Consider the following 17,876-nt stretch of genomic DNA (forward strand, 5'->3'; position numbering starts at 1 on the left):
AGCGTCTACTCTTGCCTCGCATTTATGACAACCTCTCCGAAGACACCCAGCTGCTTTCCGCTCTAAAAACCTTTGGACCTGCGCCAACTCATTCGATTGACATCGCGACCGGGTACTTCGCGTTACGGGGATGGGCAGCAATTGACACATTGATTGTCGAACATGCCCGCAACCGGGAAATCAATGATTCTATTGGACGACCGGTACTGAGGCTGCTCATCGGCATGGTGCTTCCAAATCAGCACCGTGAGTTAATCGAGTCACTTGATGCCCAAATCAACGGTGTCGGAACTCCGCTGGGGCTTAAAGAACGTCAGCAGAAAGTACGCGCCCAGCTGATACTGCACCTTCGTGAGCAGTTGGCGCGTGGATTCCCAACACCTGAGGATCGCCGATCCTTGGCATCGCTGCGTGAACTCGTCGCAGCCGGCCATGTTGAGGTAAAGGTCTATACCCGTCAGCCAATGCACGGCAAGACCTACGTGTTTCACCGTGATGACCCGACTGCCCCACGGGTGGGAATCCTTGGTTCTTCCAACTTCACCAAAGCAGGCTTGACCGGAAATTTGGAGTTGAACACCGATGTCATGGACCAGTCTGCCGCAAACCAACTTTCTAAGTGGTTCCAGGATCTGTGGGATGACCGGTCATCGCTGAATATTGATGCAGACCTCTTGGGGCTCATTGACGAGAGCTGGGCGAGCCCCAAGCCTCGCTCCCCTTACGATGTTTTCCTCAAGGTCTGTTACACGATGTCCCGCGATGTGCGCGATGGACTGGACGAATACGAGATCGATCCGACGATCGGCAACATCCTGCTCGAGTACCAGACCACAGCGGTGAAAACTCTTGCCCGGCGCATCATGCACCGTCGCGGAACGATGCTCGGTGACGTTGTGGGTCTGGGGAAAACCCTCTCTGCAGTTGCGGTGGCAATGATGCTTCGCGACGAACACGGGTTCCAGCCCCTCATCATCTGCCCAAAGAACCTGGTAGAGATGTGGGAGTGGCACTTGACGGAGTACAACCTCAACGGCCGGGTCGTTCCGTATTCGATGGCGCACAAGATCCTTCCGAAGCTGCCACGTCACCGGTTCGTCATCGTCGATGAATCCCATACCCTGCGCAATGAGGGAACCCAGGCTTACCACGCAATCCACCAATACCTGCATGTGAATGACTCGCACGTTCTGCTGTTGACCGCTACTCCGTACAACCTCCGTTACAGCGATGTGGCGAATCAGTTGGCGCTGTACCTCGACGAGGATGAGGATCTCGGGCTGTCGCCGTCCATCGCTTTAGAACAGAACCCGCGGCTAGCGGACAAGCTGGAGTTCGGCGAGTCAACGCTTGCTGCGTTCCGGAAGTCGGAAGAGCCTGGCGACTGGAAGCGACTGATGGGCGAGCACCTCATCCGCCGTACCCGGTCGTTCGTCATCAAGAATTACACCGAAATCGATGACAACGGTGTGCGCTACATGCAGTACAAAAACGCCGACGGATCCCCTAGTGATCGGTTCACTTTCCCGAAGCGCACTGCCATACCCGTCTCGCTTGGATTCGATGATGATGATCCTGCCTCGATGATGACAGATGACGAAACACTGGACATGATCCAGAACCTCAAGCTGGCTCGATATGACCTGGCGAAATACATCAACGCCGATGCCAGGCGCCGCGCATCAGCCGATGAAGAAAAGATCCTTACAGACTTCGAGAACTCCCGTGGCCAGGTAGCCGGTTTCGTTCGAACCAACTTCTACAAGCGTTTATCCTCCTGTGGTCATTCGTTCCGGCAGTCTTTGCTCCGTCACCTTCGCCGCAACGAGCTGTTCCTTTATGCGATCGAGAATGGCAAAGACCTTCCTGCAGGAACGCTCGATCCGGCGACGTTGAGTGAGGATGAGTCCGATCTTGAGATGCTCCAGCGCGCGGAAACTCCTGGAGATTCCTTCTTCGGCATTGCGGGCGACTACACCATTATCGAGGCCGAGCAGCCGAAGGGGATCAACTGGGTTCGCCCTGGACTGTTCACACCGGAGCTGCACCAGAATCTCATTGAGGACACCGAGGCTATCCGGAAGCAACTTCACCGGTACGGACAGTGGGTTATCGAGGATGACACGAAGCTCCGTGAACTGGCGTGTCTGCTGATGGAGGAGCATCCCGATGACAAGGTCCTCATCTTCTCTGAATATAAAGACACGGCAATTTATTTGGCCGATGCGCTCCAAAAATTAGACTTTGACAAGGTTGCAGCGGCTACCGGCGAAACCTCAAATCCGACTGAGCTTGCCCGTAGGTTTTCTCCTCGCACCAACAAGGGCGGAGAACCGGTGGATCCGGAGGATGAGCTCCGGATTCTGGTTGCGACCGATGTCCTCAGTGAAGGACAGAACCTCCAGGACTCCCACGTCATCATCAACTTCGATCTGCCGTGGGCAATCATCAAGCTGATTCAGAGGGCCGGCCGCGTCGACCGCGTCGGCCAGGAATCAGATGAAGTCCTCATTTACTCATTGATGCACGACAGCATCGAAGAGGTTTTGGGTCTGCGCTCGCGTATCCATACGCGACTTTCCCAAAACGCAGAGACCTTTGGTTCCGATGAACAGTTTTTCGGTACAGACGCCGAGGTCAGCACAATCAGCGAGCTGTTCAACGGGGAGCTGTCTGATGTCGACGTTGGCGATGATGTCGATGCTGGCTCCCTCGCTTTCGAAATCTGGCACAAGGCAACAAAAGACGATGAGGAGCTGCGGAACCGCATCATCGCGCTGCCGGATCTCATCGATGCCACGAGGCCGACGAACTCTGCGATCACTGACCGAGACAAGCCTGGCGTTGTGTGTTTCACCTCTACAGAGTCTGGTCTCGAAGCCTACGGATTCATTTCTGAGTCTGGACGAACCAAGCTTCTGACCGGTCACGAAGCCCTGGAGAAGTTCGAGTCGTCCCCGCAAACACCGGGAGTAGAGATGCTCGAGAACCACGATTCCCTCGTCGAGAAGCTCGTGACTGATTCCCTGGTACCTACCGTGAACACTGCCGGACGGTTACGAGGCGAACGCAAGATCATCTGGAACCGGTTAGGCGCCCAACCTCGACTCTGGGAGAAACCGGAACAACGGCAGGCACTGGACTCACTGTACGAGCGACCTCTGACGTCAACGGCCACAAACGTGCTACGCCGCGCCCGCCGCAACCAAGCAACTGATGTCGAATTGCTGACACTTCTGACTCACATGCACGCCGAAAACAAGCTGACCTCTTCCACAGACAAAGCGGCCGAACCGGTCCACATCGTGGCCTCAATGGGAGTGAAATAATGCTCGACTACATGACATTCGTTGACTCCGGCCGATTCTCCGAGCTGTTTGAGGAACTCGGCTGGGGCGGAGTCCCAGGCGTCCTGCAGGCTGTCTCTGCAGAAGGTGCAGAAGGAGGTCAACTCACCGCCCGTCCTATCGCCGACCAATACGGACTGCGAGTGTGGGTGGTGGAGTGCGACCGTATTCCGAATCGCACCGACCAGCGGGCAATTGATTCAGCGGTCCAGAGGACTTCCTCCGAGCGACTATTGATCTTCACTGACGGAGTCCGCCAAGTGTGGTCGTGGCCTCGAAGTGGCGCGACCGCTGCCACGAACCACCGGCTGCTGAACCACCGCTACGAGATCGGTGACGAAGAGCAGCGGGAGGATCTCCTTCGTCGGCTGAAAGTCATCGATCTGATGGAAGACGCTGAGGGGATTTCCGATACCGGAATCACCTCAATTCAGCAGCGCATGGTGCGGGCTTTCAATGAAGAAGCCATCAAGCGTTCGCAGCAAGCGTCCGGCCACATGAAGGTGATGAACCAGACGCTTCTCGACGCAGGCTGTGACACCGACACCGCTTCTTCCTTACTGGCGCGGCTCTTGTTCCTTTTCTTCGGCGATGACACCGGTATGTGGGATCAAAACACCTTCCAGAACTGGGTGCAGGACCATACGAACTCCGAGAATATCCACGAAAAGATCACTGAACTCTTCGATGTCCTCTGCGACCCTGAACTGGATAAAGCCGGGCCTCACGGCGTTGACGGTGGCGGAGAGTTCCAGGGAACTGAGTTCGAGCGTTTCCGTCGGATCGATGGCATGTACAAGGAAAAGCTCGATCTTCCATCGCTGAATGGCGATTTCCGCGTTCAGGTTCTCAGGGCCGGAGATTTCGACTGGTCCAAGGTCAACCCAGACATCTTCGGCGCAATGTTCCAACAGCTCGTCGACCCGGCCCAGCTCCGTCAGATGGGTGAGCATTACACGTCTGAAGAGAACATCCAGAAGGTCATCGATCCGATGTTCCTCGATCAACTACGGGAAAAGTTCGAGGCTGCCAAAGGCGACCGCAAGGCTCTTCTCTCTCTTCAGGATGAGATCGCATCGCTTCAGTTCCTCGATCCTGCCTGCGGTTGCGGCAACTTTTTGATCCAGGCGTACAAGCACTTGCGCTCTCTGGAATTTGAGATCATCCGTGCCGCTGACGCAATCAGAGCAGGAGAAATCCGCGAAGAACTCGATGGTCGCGAGCGCAAAACCGAGGCATACAAGCGACTTATAGCGGAACTCCAGGAGATCGAGCAGGGATCGATGCAGCTTGGCACGAAGGCGTTGCAGCGCTCGAAAATGTCGATGCAGCAGTTCTTCGGTATCGAAATTAACCGGTGGCCGGCGGCGGTGGCGTCTACCGCCATGCTTCTGGTGGACCACCTGTGCAACCAAGCATGGGGCGAGAACGCGGTGCGACTTCCGATCGAGGAAACGCCGAACATCGTCTGCGCGAACGCGCTGCGAACTGACTGGGAAGAAGTCGTTCCAGATACAGAGAAGTACACGTATGTGTTTGGAAATCCGCCCTTCATTGGCAAAGTAGGAAAATCCAAAATACAAATCCAGGAAATGAAAGATGTCTGGGGGAATAATTATGATGGATACCTTGATTACGTTACCGCCTGGCATGCGAAGTCAAAGGGATTCCTCGCAGACCGGCCCGGAGAGTTCGCCTTTGTCACCACCAATTCCATCACACAAGGACAACCCGTCCCCAAGCTATTCGGCCCGCTGCTCAAGGCAGGATGGCACATCAAGTTCGCACACAGGACCTTCCCTTGGGAGTCCGATGCCCCAGGACGCGCTGTAGTGCATTGTGCAATAATAGGATTCACAAACAATATGACCACTCAAAGGCTTTGGGAATACGACATTAAATCTAAAACCCACGAGGAGATTCGAGTCACACACGGAGTCAATCCATATTTGATTGATGGCCCAAATCTGACCATCACAAGGGAAATGCAACCGCTCTCCCCGGAAATTCGTTCGGCAGTTTGTGGCTGCCAACCCACAGACAATGGAAATCTTATCGTAGACGCCGGCGCCTACGATGAAGTTTCCGCTGACAAAATCGCAAAGCGGTATCTGCGTCCCTTCACAGGGTCCAGGGAGCTAACTCAGGGCATCAAGAGGTGGTGTCTATGGCTTGAAGATTGCACTCAAGAAGAAATTCAATCCTCGCCCATCTTGAGATACCGAGTCGAAGCAAACAGGGAATTTAGAGAAGGCTCCAAAGAAGGAAGCGAAGCCTGGAAGATTCGACGAACGCCCCACCTCTTTCGAATCAATTCCCTTAGACCAACTGCGGATTACCTTTGCATTCCCAGCGTTGTCAGCGCTAACCGCAAATATTTTACCGCCCAGCAGTTTCCTGGAGAAACAATTTCCAGCAATCTGGCATTCAATATTGAGGACCCGACGGGCCTTTCCTTTAGCCTCGTCTCTTCTTCGATGTTCATCACCTGGCAGCGAGCAATCGGTGGACGCATGAAATCGGATCTCCGCTTCGCTTCAACCCTCACTTGGAACACCTTTCCCGTCCCAGAACTCGACGATGACGCACGCCAGGAGATCATCGAGGCAGGCAAGGGCATTTTGGCCGCGCGCGAGCTATTTCCCGATCGCAGCCTCGCAGAGCACTACCGCCCTGGCGCCGAAGATCCACAGTTGTTGGCAGCACATGATGTGTTGGATGTGGCCGTCGATAAGGCTTTTGGTGCAGAGGGACCCCTGACAGCCGAACGGGAACGCCTGGAAATCCTCTTCGCCCGCTATGCGGAAATGACCGGCCAGTAGCCCAACAGCGTCCCGAAAGCTCGTTCTACTTTGCGGGAGTAGCCGTCGCTCCGGTGAATATGGTGACAGTTACGCCCACAAAGAATTTGCACGATTAGTACCGAAAGGACTCGCCGAAGCACCGTGTCTGCCCACATTTCGATCTCCGAAACCCTGCAGTTCCTAGCTGAACGCCTCGACCCGATCATCCAGGACCGTCTTGAACCGGACCTCGGGGGGATTGAGTGGACGGTTGTTCTAACAGAAATAGACCGTGCCAAGGGACGCACCCCGCGGAACTACTCGCGCACGGACCTGCAGTCACAGCTGCGCATCTTGACCGAACGTCTCGGCTCGCTTGGGTTTCCTTTCGACGATCACCTGCGCACTGTCAGCACCCTCGGCGGAGAGTTGCGCATCATGCGAAACCGCTGGGCACACAATGATCCGCTAACGAATTTGGACGCGGTTCGTACCGCGGATTTCGCCGCTCGCCTGCTCAAGGTTTTCTCTGATGTCGACGGCGCGGAATACTGCCGTCAACTCCACGACCAGGCTTTCCTCGTGTACGCAGAGGCCAAGGACCTCATCACTTTCGAGTCTGACGACACCCAGCCTGCTCCTGAGCTAATTCAGGACGAGAACACCGAACTCGATCAGTCTGATTGCGAAGAATCCACGGGACCGGACGAAGAAGAGATGTCACGCGGTGGCCTTGCCGCCGACACTCCCACGATTGGAGACGGGCGCTTTTCCTTCGACCCGTGGACACTTGTCGTTGCCGGAGACAAATCTGTGCTGGACGAGCTACCGAAGAAGGCTGCAAAAATGCAGGTCCGTGCAGTAGCCGCCGAAATTGCAGAATTTGAAGGCCCAATTCACATCGAACGACTCATACGCCTAACAGCCCGTTCGTTCGAGATGAATCGAGTGAGCAAGGCCAAGTCCGCGCAGTTGCGTAGGCAGTTGAAGCAGCTAGATCTATTGGTTGATGAGGACGGGTTTATCTGGCCAAGTGACATCGACCCAGACAACTGGGACGAATTCCGCCCGAACGACAGTTCCGTCAACCGACCATTCACCGACATCAGTCCGGTAGAGATCGCCAACGCCTACCGGAGCATCGCGGCGCGACGACCGGATCTGGATGACGATGACCTCGATTCCGCTGTCCTGCGCACCTTCGGCCGTAAGCGGAAAACCAGGGAGTGCGCGGCACACCTGGACAGGGCGCGGGTCGACGCCACAGCATAGACGCCAGCCCCGAGCCCTGCTAGACTGAATCACCTAAGATATATTGATTCAGGAGGTGTTAGACATGGATGCAACAACGATCGGAGCGGCCATCACAAGGGCCCAGGGAGCAGCAGGCCTATCCCAGCGCACGCTTGCAACTAGGACCGGGATCTCTCAGTCCACCCTGAGCCGGATCACCTCCGGAGACCGTATCCCGAAAGTCCCCGAACTCATCAAGATTGCCGAAGCGACTGGGCATACCGTGGCACAACTAACTGGTTCAGACGCAGCTGCGCGCGTTCATTACGCTGCTAGATCCACGAACGGTTCGGCCATGGAGGAGATGCGACAGCGTCTTCTTGGGTTCGTTGAACTTGATGCATACCTTAGCGACCAGGCAATACCTCGAACCTAACCGGAGGCCCCGTGAACGCCGAAGCAGAAGGCCGTGCGGCCGCCGACAAATTCCGAAGTACCCACAAACTCGGCACCCAGCCCTTGGGCGACCTACTCTCGCTTATTGAGCGAACAACGGGCCACGACATCGCTGTGCTGGATGTTCATGCCGACGAACACGGACTGACCATTCATGATCCAGCAAATGGCGCAGTCTTCATTGGAATCGCTCGCACACCGAACCCCATGCGCCAGAGAAGTACCATCGCACATGAACTGGCGCACGTGATCTTCGAAGACTGGAAAGATGAAGGATTCCTGGGAGACCATTGTCCAGAAGAGACACGCGCAAACTCCTTCGCACGCCATCTACTTGTCCCACAAGACGGACTTCGAGACCTGCTTCGAGACAGGACAAACCTCACCGATAAGGACCTATCCGAAGTTGTACAGACATTCCTCGTGTCACCCGCCATCGCGGCAATAGCACTGAAGCAGGGCGGCTATATAGACGCGAGCACCAAAGAATCATGGATGAAGTTGACTACGCCTCGCCTCGCGACAAAATTCGGCTGGCCCGACTTGTACCAGGCGTTCCAATCTGACTCCAACAGAACACGCGCCCCACAAAAGCTTTTGGCGCGGGCGATCTACGGATACGAATACGGCGTAATCGACGCTCAAAAAATCGCCACTCTCAGGGGAATCAGCAGAGACGACGCTCTCCGGGAGCTCGAGGAAGCCGGCATCACGGCGAACGTTCCGTCCTTTCCTGTTGTCGAAGCCTCAGCCCTCCCCTCCATCGACATCGACTTATCAATCCTGGACGACCCCCGGGAGGCTACTGAGCCGTGACTCCCCGTCCCATCATAGATGCAGGACCCGGTCTGAATTTCTTCTCCTTAAACAAGGAGCGGCTATTGTTCAACACCCTCGGACCGTTATCGACGCCAGAAACTGTCCGAGACGAAATCCTCAGGAAATCAACCCAGGATCAACGCTTTTCCGCCGCGTCTACAGTCTTGAACAAGCTCCCTCAAAAGCTGTTTGAAATTCTGCCCGATGACCTGACGGACGACCTTGAACGGGCTGTGTCGAGAATCGGAAGAATTCCGGCGTGCAATAGAATGGGGGCCAGCAAAGATCTCGGCGAACTTATGGTCATTGCTCATGCTGTCATCTCGGCAGAATCTGGCCATAGCATGTTAGTCCTCATCGATGACGGGGAGGGCCGATCGTTAGCTTCTTCCGAGGCCCAGCGTCTTAAGCGACTCCGTAAATCGGGAGCTTCAGTTGGAGCACTTTCGGTAGTAGGAACAACGACAGTTTTGGAACGTGCGGCCGGAACTAAGTTCATTCCCGGCCGCGAAGAGATGCGGAAACTGTATGACCGTCTGCGCAGTATCGACGATGGCCTTGTCCCAATTGAATCTACGAATCTCATGCACTTGGGTTGTTGGGAATAAGGTCCGCCACCTGATTCCCGGGAGAATCTACGAACGCGCAGATTCTCCGGTACCAGAGGGTACCGACGAGACGCTTCAAACATTCAGCAGCTGAGGCTAATCGGTTACACCCCAGCCTCCTCGATCCGTTCCAGTGGGTAGCGAGAAACCTCTCGTACTCGATGCCCCAGCCGCGGACATCTCCTGCACCCAGGAAGAGTTCCTTCGCCCTCCTCAGCAGTTGTGTGACCGCCCGATACTTCTTCGCGTTCGCTTGAGCCGCGAGGCTACCGGCTTCTGCGACAACGAGGTGTCCCACGCGGGTCGGATGCGTCGTAGGAGTCTTCTCAAGGAGCCATCGCCTGAGAGCCCCATCATTTCTCCAGCCTGAGCCGGATGAGTCCTGCAGGAGATGCTTCTCATCAACTGCTGCCCAGGCTGCGTCGTCGGTAAGCCGATCAACAGCATCGTCGATGTTGAGCCAGAATTCATTGGTACGGCGGACAGAAAGGTGTCCAGCATCCATGATCCGGCGCATCATATCCCTCGCCTCACGTGTTCGGCCGGCCTCTTCCAGCCTCAGCATTGCGGCTGACATCTGGAGCACCTGCAGAGTCCAATGAATTGAACTTCACGATCCGCGTAGTCAGGTCCTGATCCTGTATCTGAACATGTCCAACGAGATCTTCTCCCCGATTCACGATGTGAGGCTCGGCAAGATCAGCGGAGTGGATGACAAACTACAGTGACTTAATTTTGCATAGGAAGTGCAACTTATCGCGTTTATCGCAACCGGTGAGTTTATCGTATTTATCGCGTTTATCGTCCAGTCGGCCTACCCTGGGACCATGACAGCTCCGCACAACCCGTTCCGTCCCGGCTTCGGCGAATCTCCGACCGTGTGGGCTGGTCGTGCCCCGATCTTAGACTCTTATCGCAGGTCAATCGAGGCCCAAACAGGCAGTTCGGGTCGGATGATTCTGATCAGCGGTGCCAGGGGCATCGGCAAGACCACGCTGATCAACGAACTGGAGGACATCGCCACTAGCAATGGCTGGATCAGCCTGCGGGCTGCCAGTCACAGCGGCATGCTCGATGACCTCATTCAGACCACGATTCCCCAGGCAATGAACAGCCTGCGGGGAACGCCCCGGACCAAAGTCACTGGTGCCTCGATAGCTGGCATAGGGTCGATTTCAACCGAGTCCGGAGATCTTCCAGCGGTGGCGCCGACCCTGACGTCCCAATTGCGGTCACTCACCGACATCATCGAGCCCGGCGGATCCGGCATTCAGATCACCGTCGATGAGATCCAGGCCGCGGACCCCGAGCACGTGAACATTTTAGCCACCGCGATCCAAGATCTCGTGCGTGATGATATGCCGATCAGTTTCATCGGGGCCGGCCTCACTCGTGGGATTCAGAGTCTGCTCGATAACCCGGGGACAACATTCTTACGCAGAAGCCTGCGGTATCAGTTGGCACCGCTCCAGCTTCCCGACGCTCACCGACTCCTCATCGACACCGCCCTCAACACCGGACGCGAGTTCGACTCTTCCGCGGCCAAAGAAGCTGCCATTGCATCGCACGGCTACCCATACTTGCTCCAGTTGATCGGAGCGATGTCGTGGGAATCCAGCCGGGTAGGCGGAGAGGAGGCGATAGGCCGTAACCATGTCGCACCGGCAATTGGCGATGCGATCGCTGTTTTGGGAAATCAGGTCCACCAGCCGGAACTTGCCGGTCTTCCCGGCTCCCAGGTGGGGTTTCTTCACGCCATGGCGTCAGTGATGTCAGAGGACTCCGAGTCCGTCCGTACCAGTGAGATTGCGGCTGAACTCGGACGGTCGGTGACGTCGGTGTCTGCAGCGAGAGCCTCGCTTATTGAACGGGATGTCGTCTACTCGCCGAGGTGGGGGCAGCTGGCGTTCCGACTCCCCTACCTCAAGGAATTCCTCGAGAGCCCTGGCGGTCCGCTCGAGGTTTCTTGACGGGCTACCGGGCCGGAGCGTCTGCGCCGAAGTCCAGTCCTTCGGAGACGCTGAGGTCTTCCTGGCGCCAGACCTTGGTTGCCCGGACGTAGACCTCGTCGCCTTCGCGCAGGTGTAGAGCGGAGGCGTCGCCACGAGTGACCTGTGCGGAGAACGGCACTCCTGAGGACAGGTCGCGCAGTTCGACTCGGACCTCGAAGCCGAGGACAGCCACTCGGTCAACGATGGCATGTCGAAGTTGTGTACCGACACCGTCGAGGCCATTGAGACCGTTGGGGCCAACAGCCATGTCGGGGGTGAGGCCGATGCGGATGTCGTGTGGTCGGACCAGTTCGCCGTCCAGGCGAGTTACCTGGCCGAGGAAGGACAGGACGAACTCGTTCTCGGGATTGTCGTAAAGCTGAGTTGGCGAGCCGACCTGTTCGATGCGGCCCTTATTGAGGACAGCGATGCGATCGGCGACGTCGAGGGCTTCTTCCTGGTCGTGGGTGACGAGAATGGTCGTGATGGTGAATTCCTCGTGGAGGTTCCTGAGCCAAACGCGGAGGTTCTCGCGGACCTTGGCGTCGAGGGCGCCGAAGGGTTCGTCGAGAAGCAAGACCTTGGGGTTCACTGCAAGGGCGCGGGCCAGTGCCAGGCGCTGGCGCTGACCACCAGAGAGCTGAGCTGGATACCGGTTCTGGTAGCCGGCCAGGCCAACGATCTCGAGTAGTTCGTCGACGCGCTTGTCGATTTCGTGGGAAGGCTTCTTCCGAATGGAGAGTCCGAAACCGACGTTGTCGCGGACAGTCATGTGCTTAAAGGCCGCGTAGTGCTGGAAGACAAACCCGATGCCGCGGTCCTGCGGTGCAAGTGCGGTCACGTCCTGGCCATTGAAGATGACCTGACCCGAATCCGGCTGATCTAGTCCCGCGATCGTTCGGAGCAGAGTCGATTTACCCGAACCCGACGGTCCGAGGAGGGCTGTGAGGGAGCCTTGGGGGATGTGGAGGGAGACGTCGTCAAGCGCTTTGAAGTCCCCGTACTTCTTGTTGGCGTTCTTCACCTGGATGGTCATGAGAATTCCTTTCGGTTGCGTTCGAGCAGAGTCATCGCGAGAAGCACGAGGAGTGCGATGAACATCAGGAGGGTGGCTGCGGCGTAAGCACCGTAGACGTTGTGGTCGTCGATGTAGCGAGCGTGGACAAGGAGGGTGAGCGTTTGGGAGCCGCCGGCGAGTCCGGAGGAGACCATGATCACCGCGCCGAATTCACCGAGGGCACGAGCGACGGTGAGGACCACTCCGTACGCGACACCCCACTTGATGGATGGGAGGGTGATGCGCCAGAAGGTCTGCCAGGCATTCGCGCCGAGAGTGGCCGCAGCCTGCTCCTGTTCGGTGCCGATTTCTTCGAGAACCGGCTCGACCTCACGGACGACGAACGGGAGGGTGACAAAGATGGTGGCGATGACCATGCCGGTCAGTCCGAAGATCACTCGGAACCCGAGCGACTCCACTCCCCCGAACCAGCCGCCGTGGCCCCACAGGAGAATGAGGGAAACGCCAACGATGATCGGAGAGACAGCGAAGGGAAGGTCCACAATCGCTTGGATCAGACCCTTCGCCTTGAGGTTGCCTCGGACGAGCGCCAGGGAAACGACGATGCCGAAGACGACATTCACCGGCACCGTAATCAGGACAATGATGATGGAGACCTGAAGCGCGGAGATCGCCGCCGGCGTCGTGATCCACTCCCAGAACTGGCCGAAGCTGGGCTGGAAGGTACGGAACAAGATGGTTCCGACCGGAACAACAATCAGCAGGAATAGGTATCCGAGCGCCAGACTGCGCAGGGTGAGTGTGGTTTTCCGTGCAAGTTTCACAACGCCTTCTCCTGCTTCCGGGCCAGGCGGCCCGAGTAGAAGCGGAGCGCCACGAGCACTACCGCAGTGATGGTGAGCAGCGCGACGGAAACCGCAGCGGCAGCCGCCGGGACGTCAGACTCGATCTGCTCCTGGATGTACTGAGAGGCCACCTGCGTGTGACCGGGGATGTTGCCGCCGATGAGGACGACTGAGCCGTATTCACCAATCGCTCGGGCGAAGGCAAGGCCCGCACCGGAGAGGATCGCCGGGGACAGAGAAGGCAGAACGATGCGTCGGAAGATGGTCCAGTTATCTGCGCCAAGGGAAGCCGCGGCTTCCTCGACTTCCTGGTCCAATTCGATCAGCACCGGCTGCACCGAGCGGACGACGAACGGGAGCGTCACGAAGGCCAAAGCGACCACGAGGGCAGGTTGGGTCGCGTTGAACGTCAGGCCGATGGGACTGCCCGGGCCGTAGAGGCTGAGCAACACCAGGGAGGCGACGATCGTCGGCAGTGCGAAGGGCAGGTCGATCAGCGCGTTGACTGCTCGCTTGCCTGGGAGATCATCACGGACCAGCACCCAAGCGATGAGCGTGCCGACGACAGCGTTGATCACTGCCACGATCAGCGAGACCGTCACGGTAATCCGCAGCGCCGCGACTGCTCCTTCAGAGGTGATGGAGTCCCAGAAGCCGGCGAAGCCATCGACGGAGAACGCCTGCACCGCAACTGCCGCCAGTGGCAGCAGCACGATGATGGATAGCCATAGCCCGGCGACGCCTAAGCCGAGCCCGCGCAGCCCAAAACGACGGGCGGGAGTCGGAGTGTGCTCTGGTGCGGAGAGGTGGTCCGGGGTAATTATCGAAGTCATGTCGGTCTCCTACACCTGCTGGTAGATCTCGGTAATGGCGCCATTGGGGTCTCCGCTGCCGGGGTCAGACCTGGCAAAGAGAAGAGCGTCGACGATGGACCAGCCGGTTTTGGGATCGCCGTTGTCGTCGAGAAGCCCGTACTTTTGCGCCAGTTGTGGGTTCTGCTGGGCAAGTGCAGAGAATGCCTGGGAGAGGTCATCGATGGAGTACAGATCCTCGCAACCGGAGAAGGCATCGCGTTCCTCAGCTGGGAGCGAGTCGATCACCGGGGTGGAGCCGTCGGGGGTGAATAGGTCGCTGCCGGGGCGGAATCCTTCAGAGGCCCAGAGTTTCTCGGCATCTTCGGTGAAGAGGTAGTCACGGAAGGACTCAGCCTGCTCGGGATCCTCGGTGGTGTTGACCACGGCGACGGGGTTCTCAATGCGGAAGGTCTGCGGCGGGTTGAGGTAATCGATGGCGCTACCAGAACGATCGAGCAAAATCGCCTCGTTCTCGTAGGACAACAACACGTCGCCCTGGCCCTGCTCGAAAGTAGAAGTCGCCTCTCGGCCGGACTTCGGGCGGACGTTGAAGTGCTCGCCAACGAGCAGGGAGACCTTGTTCAGGGCCTTTTCGTGGGCGGCGGTGTAGTTCTTGGCGTCGCCCTGCTCCTCTAATGCCGAGTAGAACCACGCCGAGTACGGCGCAAGTAGGTTCCATTTCGCTGAGCCTGAGCTCGCTGGGTTGGGACTAATGACCTGGATGCCAGGCTGCAGGAGGTCATCCCAGGTCTCTAGGCCCTTGGGGTTGCCCTCACGGGTGACGAAGGAAACCACGGATCCGAATGGGACCGAGGTGCCGCTCTCGTCTCCAGGGACGTTGTCCTTCCAGTCCTCGTCGACGATGCCCTCCTTCACCAAGCGGGTGATGTCCGGCTCGACGGAGAAGTTCACCAGGTCTGCTGGGACGCGTCGGGCGACCTTGCGGGACTGGTCGCCGGAGGCACCATAGGACTGAGCGAAGCCGGTGTCGGCGCCCTCTGCGGTCTCGCGGTAGCCGGGGATAATCACGTCGAAGCCGGGCTTGGGCACCGCGTAGGCCACGATGTCTAGGCGGTGGTCGCCGCTAGAGATGTCGACCCCTCCCGGTTCATCTGTGGTTCCACCTGGAAGGGCGAGGATGCCCCCGACGCCCACTACCGCCGCTACTCCCACCAGCGCGGTGAGTTTGGGAATGTCTGCCATGAGTGTGTCTTTCTTCGTCCAGGTACAGACCGATCTGTCTGTTCCCGGCAATAAAACCACCCACCGACCGAACCCCAAAGGCTTTAAATCACCGTGAAATTAATGATTGCCGGACCCTCGACCGATACTCTGAATCAACCGGTACTTTTGCCTACTGAACAGGGGACCCGACAATGCTCCAGACGATGCGCCCGTTCGGCGATCGCGTGCTCGGCGCGGATATCGCGCCGATAGGAGGGCTTTACGACGTTGTCGTCATCGGCGGCGGCATCTCCGGAATCCAAATCGCTCGACATGCTGCGGGCCGTGGGCTCCGCACCATCTTGTTGGAGAAAGACGATTACGGCGGAGGCACCTCGTCGGCAACGACGAAACTTCTGCACGGGGGGTTGCGGTACTTGGAGCAGTACGACTTCCCGGTGGTCGCGGAGTCGATTGCTGAGCGTCGGTACCTGGGGATCGCAGCGCCACACTTGGTGCAGCCGCGCTCGTTCCTTTTGACCGCATTCGATTGGTCGGAGCCGAAGGCCCCCATCCTCGGTGCCGGAGTTGCCTTATACGAGTCCATGGCCGGACACCGAAACTCCAAGATCCCGAAGGACCTGCATTCGCGGCGATTCCGTTGGGTGAAGAAAGACGCGCTGCTCAAGCAGGTTCCATGGCTGCAACCGGAGGGCCTGGTCGGCGCCTGGCGTCACGATGACACCCTCAACGTCCACCCCGAAAGGCTCCTCCTCTCCATCCTTGGTTCCTATGTTCAGACCGGGGGCACAGCGGTGAACCATGCCGAGGTCACCGAGGCCCACCGCGATGAGAATGGCCGCGTCGATGGGGTCACCGCGAAGGATCGATTGAACGGTCAGGAACACCGCATCCGCGGCACAGTCACCATCAATGCCGCCGGCCCCTGGGTCGAGGAAGTGCTCGGAGAGCTGTCCGGAAAGGTCGGCGTGAAGGTCCGCCAGGCCAAGGGTGTGCACCTGCTGATGAAGAACCTGGGCAACAAGGATGGCGTGTTCGTGCGCGGGCGCAATGGCCGGCACATCATGGTCAATCCGTGGGAGGGTCGCTCCCTGATTGGGCCGACAGACACACCTACCGACGGTTCGGCCGACGAGGCGAAGGCCACTGAGGAAGACGTCGAGCTGATCTTGGAGACGATCGACTCCGTTGCCGCGAAACCACTGGACCGTGATGCCATCATGACGACCCTCGTTGGCGTGCGCCCCTTGGTCGACGATGGTTCAGACACCTACCGCGCTTCCCGACGCTTCGATATCTTCGACCACTCCGGCGCCAACGTCCCGGGCATTTACACCGTCACCGGCGGCAAATGGACTACCGGACGGGCCATGGGCGCCAGGGTCATCGACATCTTGGTGGAAAAGGAAAAGCTCCCGCCAACCAGGAAGTTCGATTCCAGGTACCAGCCGGTGGCAGGGGCCTTTGGTGACTTCGACACTGTCGGGCACGCCTTTGAATCAGCGCTGAGCCGCTTCCGGAATCTGCCGGTTCCGAAGGCATGCCGGATGCACCTGGCCCGGTTGTATGGCACTGCCCACGAAGCGGTGCTCGGGCTGGTCGCAGCCGACCCGTCACTGGGTGAGCGGATCAGCCCGGACACCGACTGCCTCGATATCAAAGCCCAGATCGTCTACGCCGTCGAAGCCGAAGCGGCCCGGACCTTCCGGGACATCCTTGATCGCCGACTAGTCCTGGGAACCATGGGGCCGGTGTCTGAAGTGGCGATGGGGAATGTTGTGGATGTGGTCGTCGGGAAGCTGGGTTGGGATCGCGACGAGGCGAAGGCCGAGGCGGACGCCTACCTGGCAGAGCAGGAGGCGGTCCTGGCCGTGGTGCGGCAGTTCCAGAAGTAACTACCGCACCTTGGTCATGTTCACGGAGACGAACATCTCCGAGCCGGAGCCACCGGAGAACATCCCGCGCAGGGGCACCACGTCGTTGTATTCGCGGCCTTGACCGACCATGACGTGGTGCTCGCCAGGGATGCAGTCATTGGTCGGGTCGTAGCTGAACCAGTCGCCGTTGAACCACTGCACCCATGCGTGGGACTCACCAGAGACGGTCTCCCCTACCTGCACCTCCTTCCGCGGCATCACATAACCGGAGACATACCGCGCCGGAATGCCCAGGTAACGCAGGGCCCCGACGACCAAGTGCGAATAGTCCTGGCAGACGCCCTGCCTGTTCTCCCAAGCATCGGAGGCCACGCTGGAGACCTCCGTCGCGCCCGGTGAGTACGTCATGTCCTCGTAGATCATTGAGCAGATCCGCAGTGCAATCTCGTCGACGGTGGCCGAGTTCGCCGCGATGCTGGCCGCGCGTTGGGCCAGATCATCGCCTGGATCTACGGTGCGCGAGAGCTCGAGAAACTCATTCCAGCGGTCGTGGAATTCGGTGACTTCCTCCAGGGTCATGGTGGTCTGCTCGGAGACGGATGCCTCCACGTCAAGAGTCGTACTCACCCGGACCAACAACTGGTCATGTGGCTCGTGCAGCTCAAACGCAGTGACATGCGTACCCCAATAATCGATGTACTCAGTCGACCAGGGCCGCGGAGTGATGCTGACATTGCGCTCGCGGATGAGCTGCTGAGGCGTATACAGCGGGCTCATCCGGATCTCATTAAACGAGTCAGACACCAAGTTCGAGTACGTAAAACCCGTGTTGTGCACGATGCGGAGAGTTGTAGTCATCG

The 17,876-nt window shown here is 58.2% G+C and carries 14 protein-coding genes; 8 read left to right on the plus strand and 6 right to left on the minus strand.

The features are described 5' to 3' along the window. The first annotated feature begins 11 nt into the window (after positions 1 to 11). The 6 genes from YWU_RS0101280 to YWU_RS17775 all read left to right on the plus strand — a co-directional run bounded on the left by YWU_RS0101280 (position 12) and on the right by YWU_RS17775 (position 9,246). A complete protein-coding gene (locus YWU_RS0101280) occupies positions 12 to 3,329 on the plus strand; it encodes a helicase-related protein (protein ID WP_027019051.1) in 3,318 nt (1,105 codons plus the stop codon). A gap of 11 nt (positions 3,330 to 3,340) precedes the next feature. Beyond that, complete coding sequence (locus tag YWU_RS14445; protein ID WP_205618271.1) at positions 3,341 to 6,169, plus strand: SAM-dependent DNA methyltransferase; 2,829 nt, start codon at positions 3,341 to 3,343, stop codon at positions 6,167 to 6,169. A gap of 123 nt (positions 6,170 to 6,292) precedes the next feature. Then, on the plus strand, positions 6,293 to 7,402 hold the full coding sequence (locus tag YWU_RS0101290; RefSeq protein ID WP_027019052.1) for a Swt1 family HEPN domain-containing protein: 1,110 nt from the start codon (positions 6,293 to 6,295) through the stop codon (positions 7,400 to 7,402). Between the two features lie 64 nt (positions 7,403 to 7,466). Then, positions 7,467 to 7,799, plus strand: a complete 333-nt coding sequence (locus YWU_RS0101295) for a helix-turn-helix domain-containing protein (RefSeq protein WP_027019053.1) — start codon at positions 7,467 to 7,469, stop codon at positions 7,797 to 7,799. An 11-nt stretch (positions 7,800 to 7,810) separates the two neighbouring features. Beyond that, positions 7,811 to 8,635, plus strand: a complete 825-nt coding sequence (locus YWU_RS0101300) for an ImmA/IrrE family metallo-endopeptidase (RefSeq protein WP_027019054.1) — start codon at positions 7,811 to 7,813, stop codon at positions 8,633 to 8,635. Next, positions 8,632 to 9,246: a PIN domain-containing protein gene (locus tag YWU_RS17775; protein ID WP_084141504.1), complete on the plus strand. Its 615-nt coding sequence runs from the start codon at positions 8,632 to 8,634 to the stop codon at positions 9,244 to 9,246. Before YWU_RS0101300 ends, YWU_RS17775 begins: the two co-directional genes overlap by 4 nt. On the opposite strand, the gene YWU_RS0101310 is transcribed toward YWU_RS17775, so the two are convergent. Next, the gene (locus YWU_RS0101310) at positions 9,221 to 9,823 is read right to left on the minus strand and encodes a hypothetical protein (protein WP_027019056.1); all 603 of its coding nucleotides are present in this window, start codon (positions 9,821 to 9,823) and stop codon (positions 9,221 to 9,223) included. The genes YWU_RS17775 and YWU_RS0101310 overlap by 26 nt on opposite strands. Before the next feature lie 250 nt (positions 9,824 to 10,073). On the opposite strand from YWU_RS0101310, the gene YWU_RS0101315 reads away from it, so the two are divergent. Beyond that, on the plus strand, positions 10,074 to 11,216 hold the full coding sequence (locus YWU_RS0101315; protein ID WP_027019057.1) for an ATP-binding protein: 1,143 nt from the start codon (positions 10,074 to 10,076) through the stop codon (positions 11,214 to 11,216). Between the two features lie 4 nt (positions 11,217 to 11,220). Here YWU_RS0101315 and YWU_RS0101320 read toward each other — a convergent pair whose 3' ends face one another. From YWU_RS0101320 to YWU_RS0101335, 4 genes are read right to left on the minus strand one after another with little or no spacing between them, the layout of a single operon-like run. Beyond that, complete coding sequence (locus YWU_RS0101320; RefSeq protein ID WP_027019058.1) at positions 11,221 to 12,273, minus strand: sulfate/molybdate ABC transporter ATP-binding protein; 1,053 nt, start codon at positions 12,271 to 12,273, stop codon at positions 11,221 to 11,223. Then, on the minus strand, positions 12,270 to 13,079 hold the full coding sequence (locus tag YWU_RS0101325; RefSeq protein WP_027019059.1) for a sulfate ABC transporter permease: 810 nt from the start codon (positions 13,077 to 13,079) through the stop codon (positions 12,270 to 12,272). Before YWU_RS0101325 ends, YWU_RS0101320 begins: the two co-directional genes overlap by 4 nt. Next, positions 13,076 to 13,933 carry a sulfate ABC transporter permease subunit CysT gene (cysT, locus tag YWU_RS0101330; protein WP_027019060.1) on the minus strand — a complete coding sequence of 286 codons (858 nt, stop codon included), beginning with the start codon at positions 13,931 to 13,933 and terminating at the stop codon, positions 13,076 to 13,078. The genes YWU_RS0101325 and cysT overlap by 4 nt, the downstream gene beginning before the upstream one ends. Before the next feature lie 9 nt (positions 13,934 to 13,942). Further along, positions 13,943 to 15,157 (minus strand): extracellular solute-binding protein, encoded by a 1,215-nt coding sequence (locus YWU_RS0101335; protein WP_027019061.1) that lies wholly within the window; start codon positions 15,155 to 15,157, stop codon positions 13,943 to 13,945. Positions 15,158 to 15,330: 173 nt separating this feature from the next. Between YWU_RS0101335 and YWU_RS0101340 the strand changes: the two genes are divergently transcribed. Beyond that, positions 15,331 to 17,034, plus strand: coding sequence for a glycerol-3-phosphate dehydrogenase/oxidase (locus YWU_RS0101340; RefSeq protein ID WP_240484025.1), 1,704 nt, complete (start codon positions 15,331 to 15,333; stop codon positions 17,032 to 17,034). Here the strand turns inward: YWU_RS0101340 and YWU_RS0101345 are convergent, their stop codons facing one another. Beyond that, positions 17,035 to 17,874 carry a transglutaminase family protein gene (locus tag YWU_RS0101345; RefSeq protein WP_027019063.1) on the minus strand — a complete coding sequence of 280 codons (840 nt, stop codon included), beginning with the start codon at positions 17,872 to 17,874 and terminating at the stop codon, positions 17,035 to 17,037. It abuts the gene before it with no gap. Positions 17,875 to 17,876: the final 2 nt, after the last annotated feature.

Origin of the sequence: Corynebacterium sputi DSM 45148 (assembly GCF_000427865.1) — a bacterium.
GTDB classification, from domain to species: Bacteria; Actinomycetota; Actinomycetes; order Mycobacteriales; family Mycobacteriaceae; genus Corynebacterium; species Corynebacterium sputi.

Excerpts from the sequence above, each read along its gene's own strand:
- YWU_RS14445 (WP_205618271.1), top strand. The coding sequence starts at position 3,341 with ATGACATTCGTTGACTCCGGCCGATTCTCCGAGCTGTTTGAGGAACTC.
- YWU_RS0101295 (WP_027019053.1), top strand. The coding sequence starts at position 7,467 with ATGGATGCAACAACGATCGGAGCGGCCATCACAAGGGCCCAGGGAGCA.
- YWU_RS0101310 (WP_027019056.1), bottom strand. The coding sequence starts at position 9,823 with ATGTCAGCCGCAATGCTGAGGCTGGAAGAGGCCGGCCGAACACGTGAG.
- YWU_RS0101315 (WP_027019057.1), top strand. The coding sequence starts at position 10,074 with ATGACAGCTCCGCACAACCCGTTCCGTCCCGGCTTCGGCGAATCTCCG.
- YWU_RS0101320 (WP_027019058.1), bottom strand. The coding sequence starts at position 12,273 with ATGACCATCCAGGTGAAGAACGCCAACAAGAAGTACGGGGACTTCAAA.
- cysT (WP_027019060.1), bottom strand. The coding sequence starts at position 13,933 with ATGACTTCGATAATTACCCCGGACCACCTCTCCGCACCAGAGCACACT.
- YWU_RS0101335 (WP_027019061.1), bottom strand. The coding sequence starts at position 15,157 with ATGGCAGACATTCCCAAACTCACCGCGCTGGTGGGAGTAGCGGCGGTA.
- YWU_RS0101340 (WP_240484025.1), top strand. The coding sequence starts at position 15,331 with ATGCTCCAGACGATGCGCCCGTTCGGCGATCGCGTGCTCGGCGCGGAT.
- YWU_RS0101345 (WP_027019063.1), bottom strand. The coding sequence starts at position 17,874 with ATGACTACAACTCTCCGCATCGTGCACAACACGGGTTTTACGTACTCG.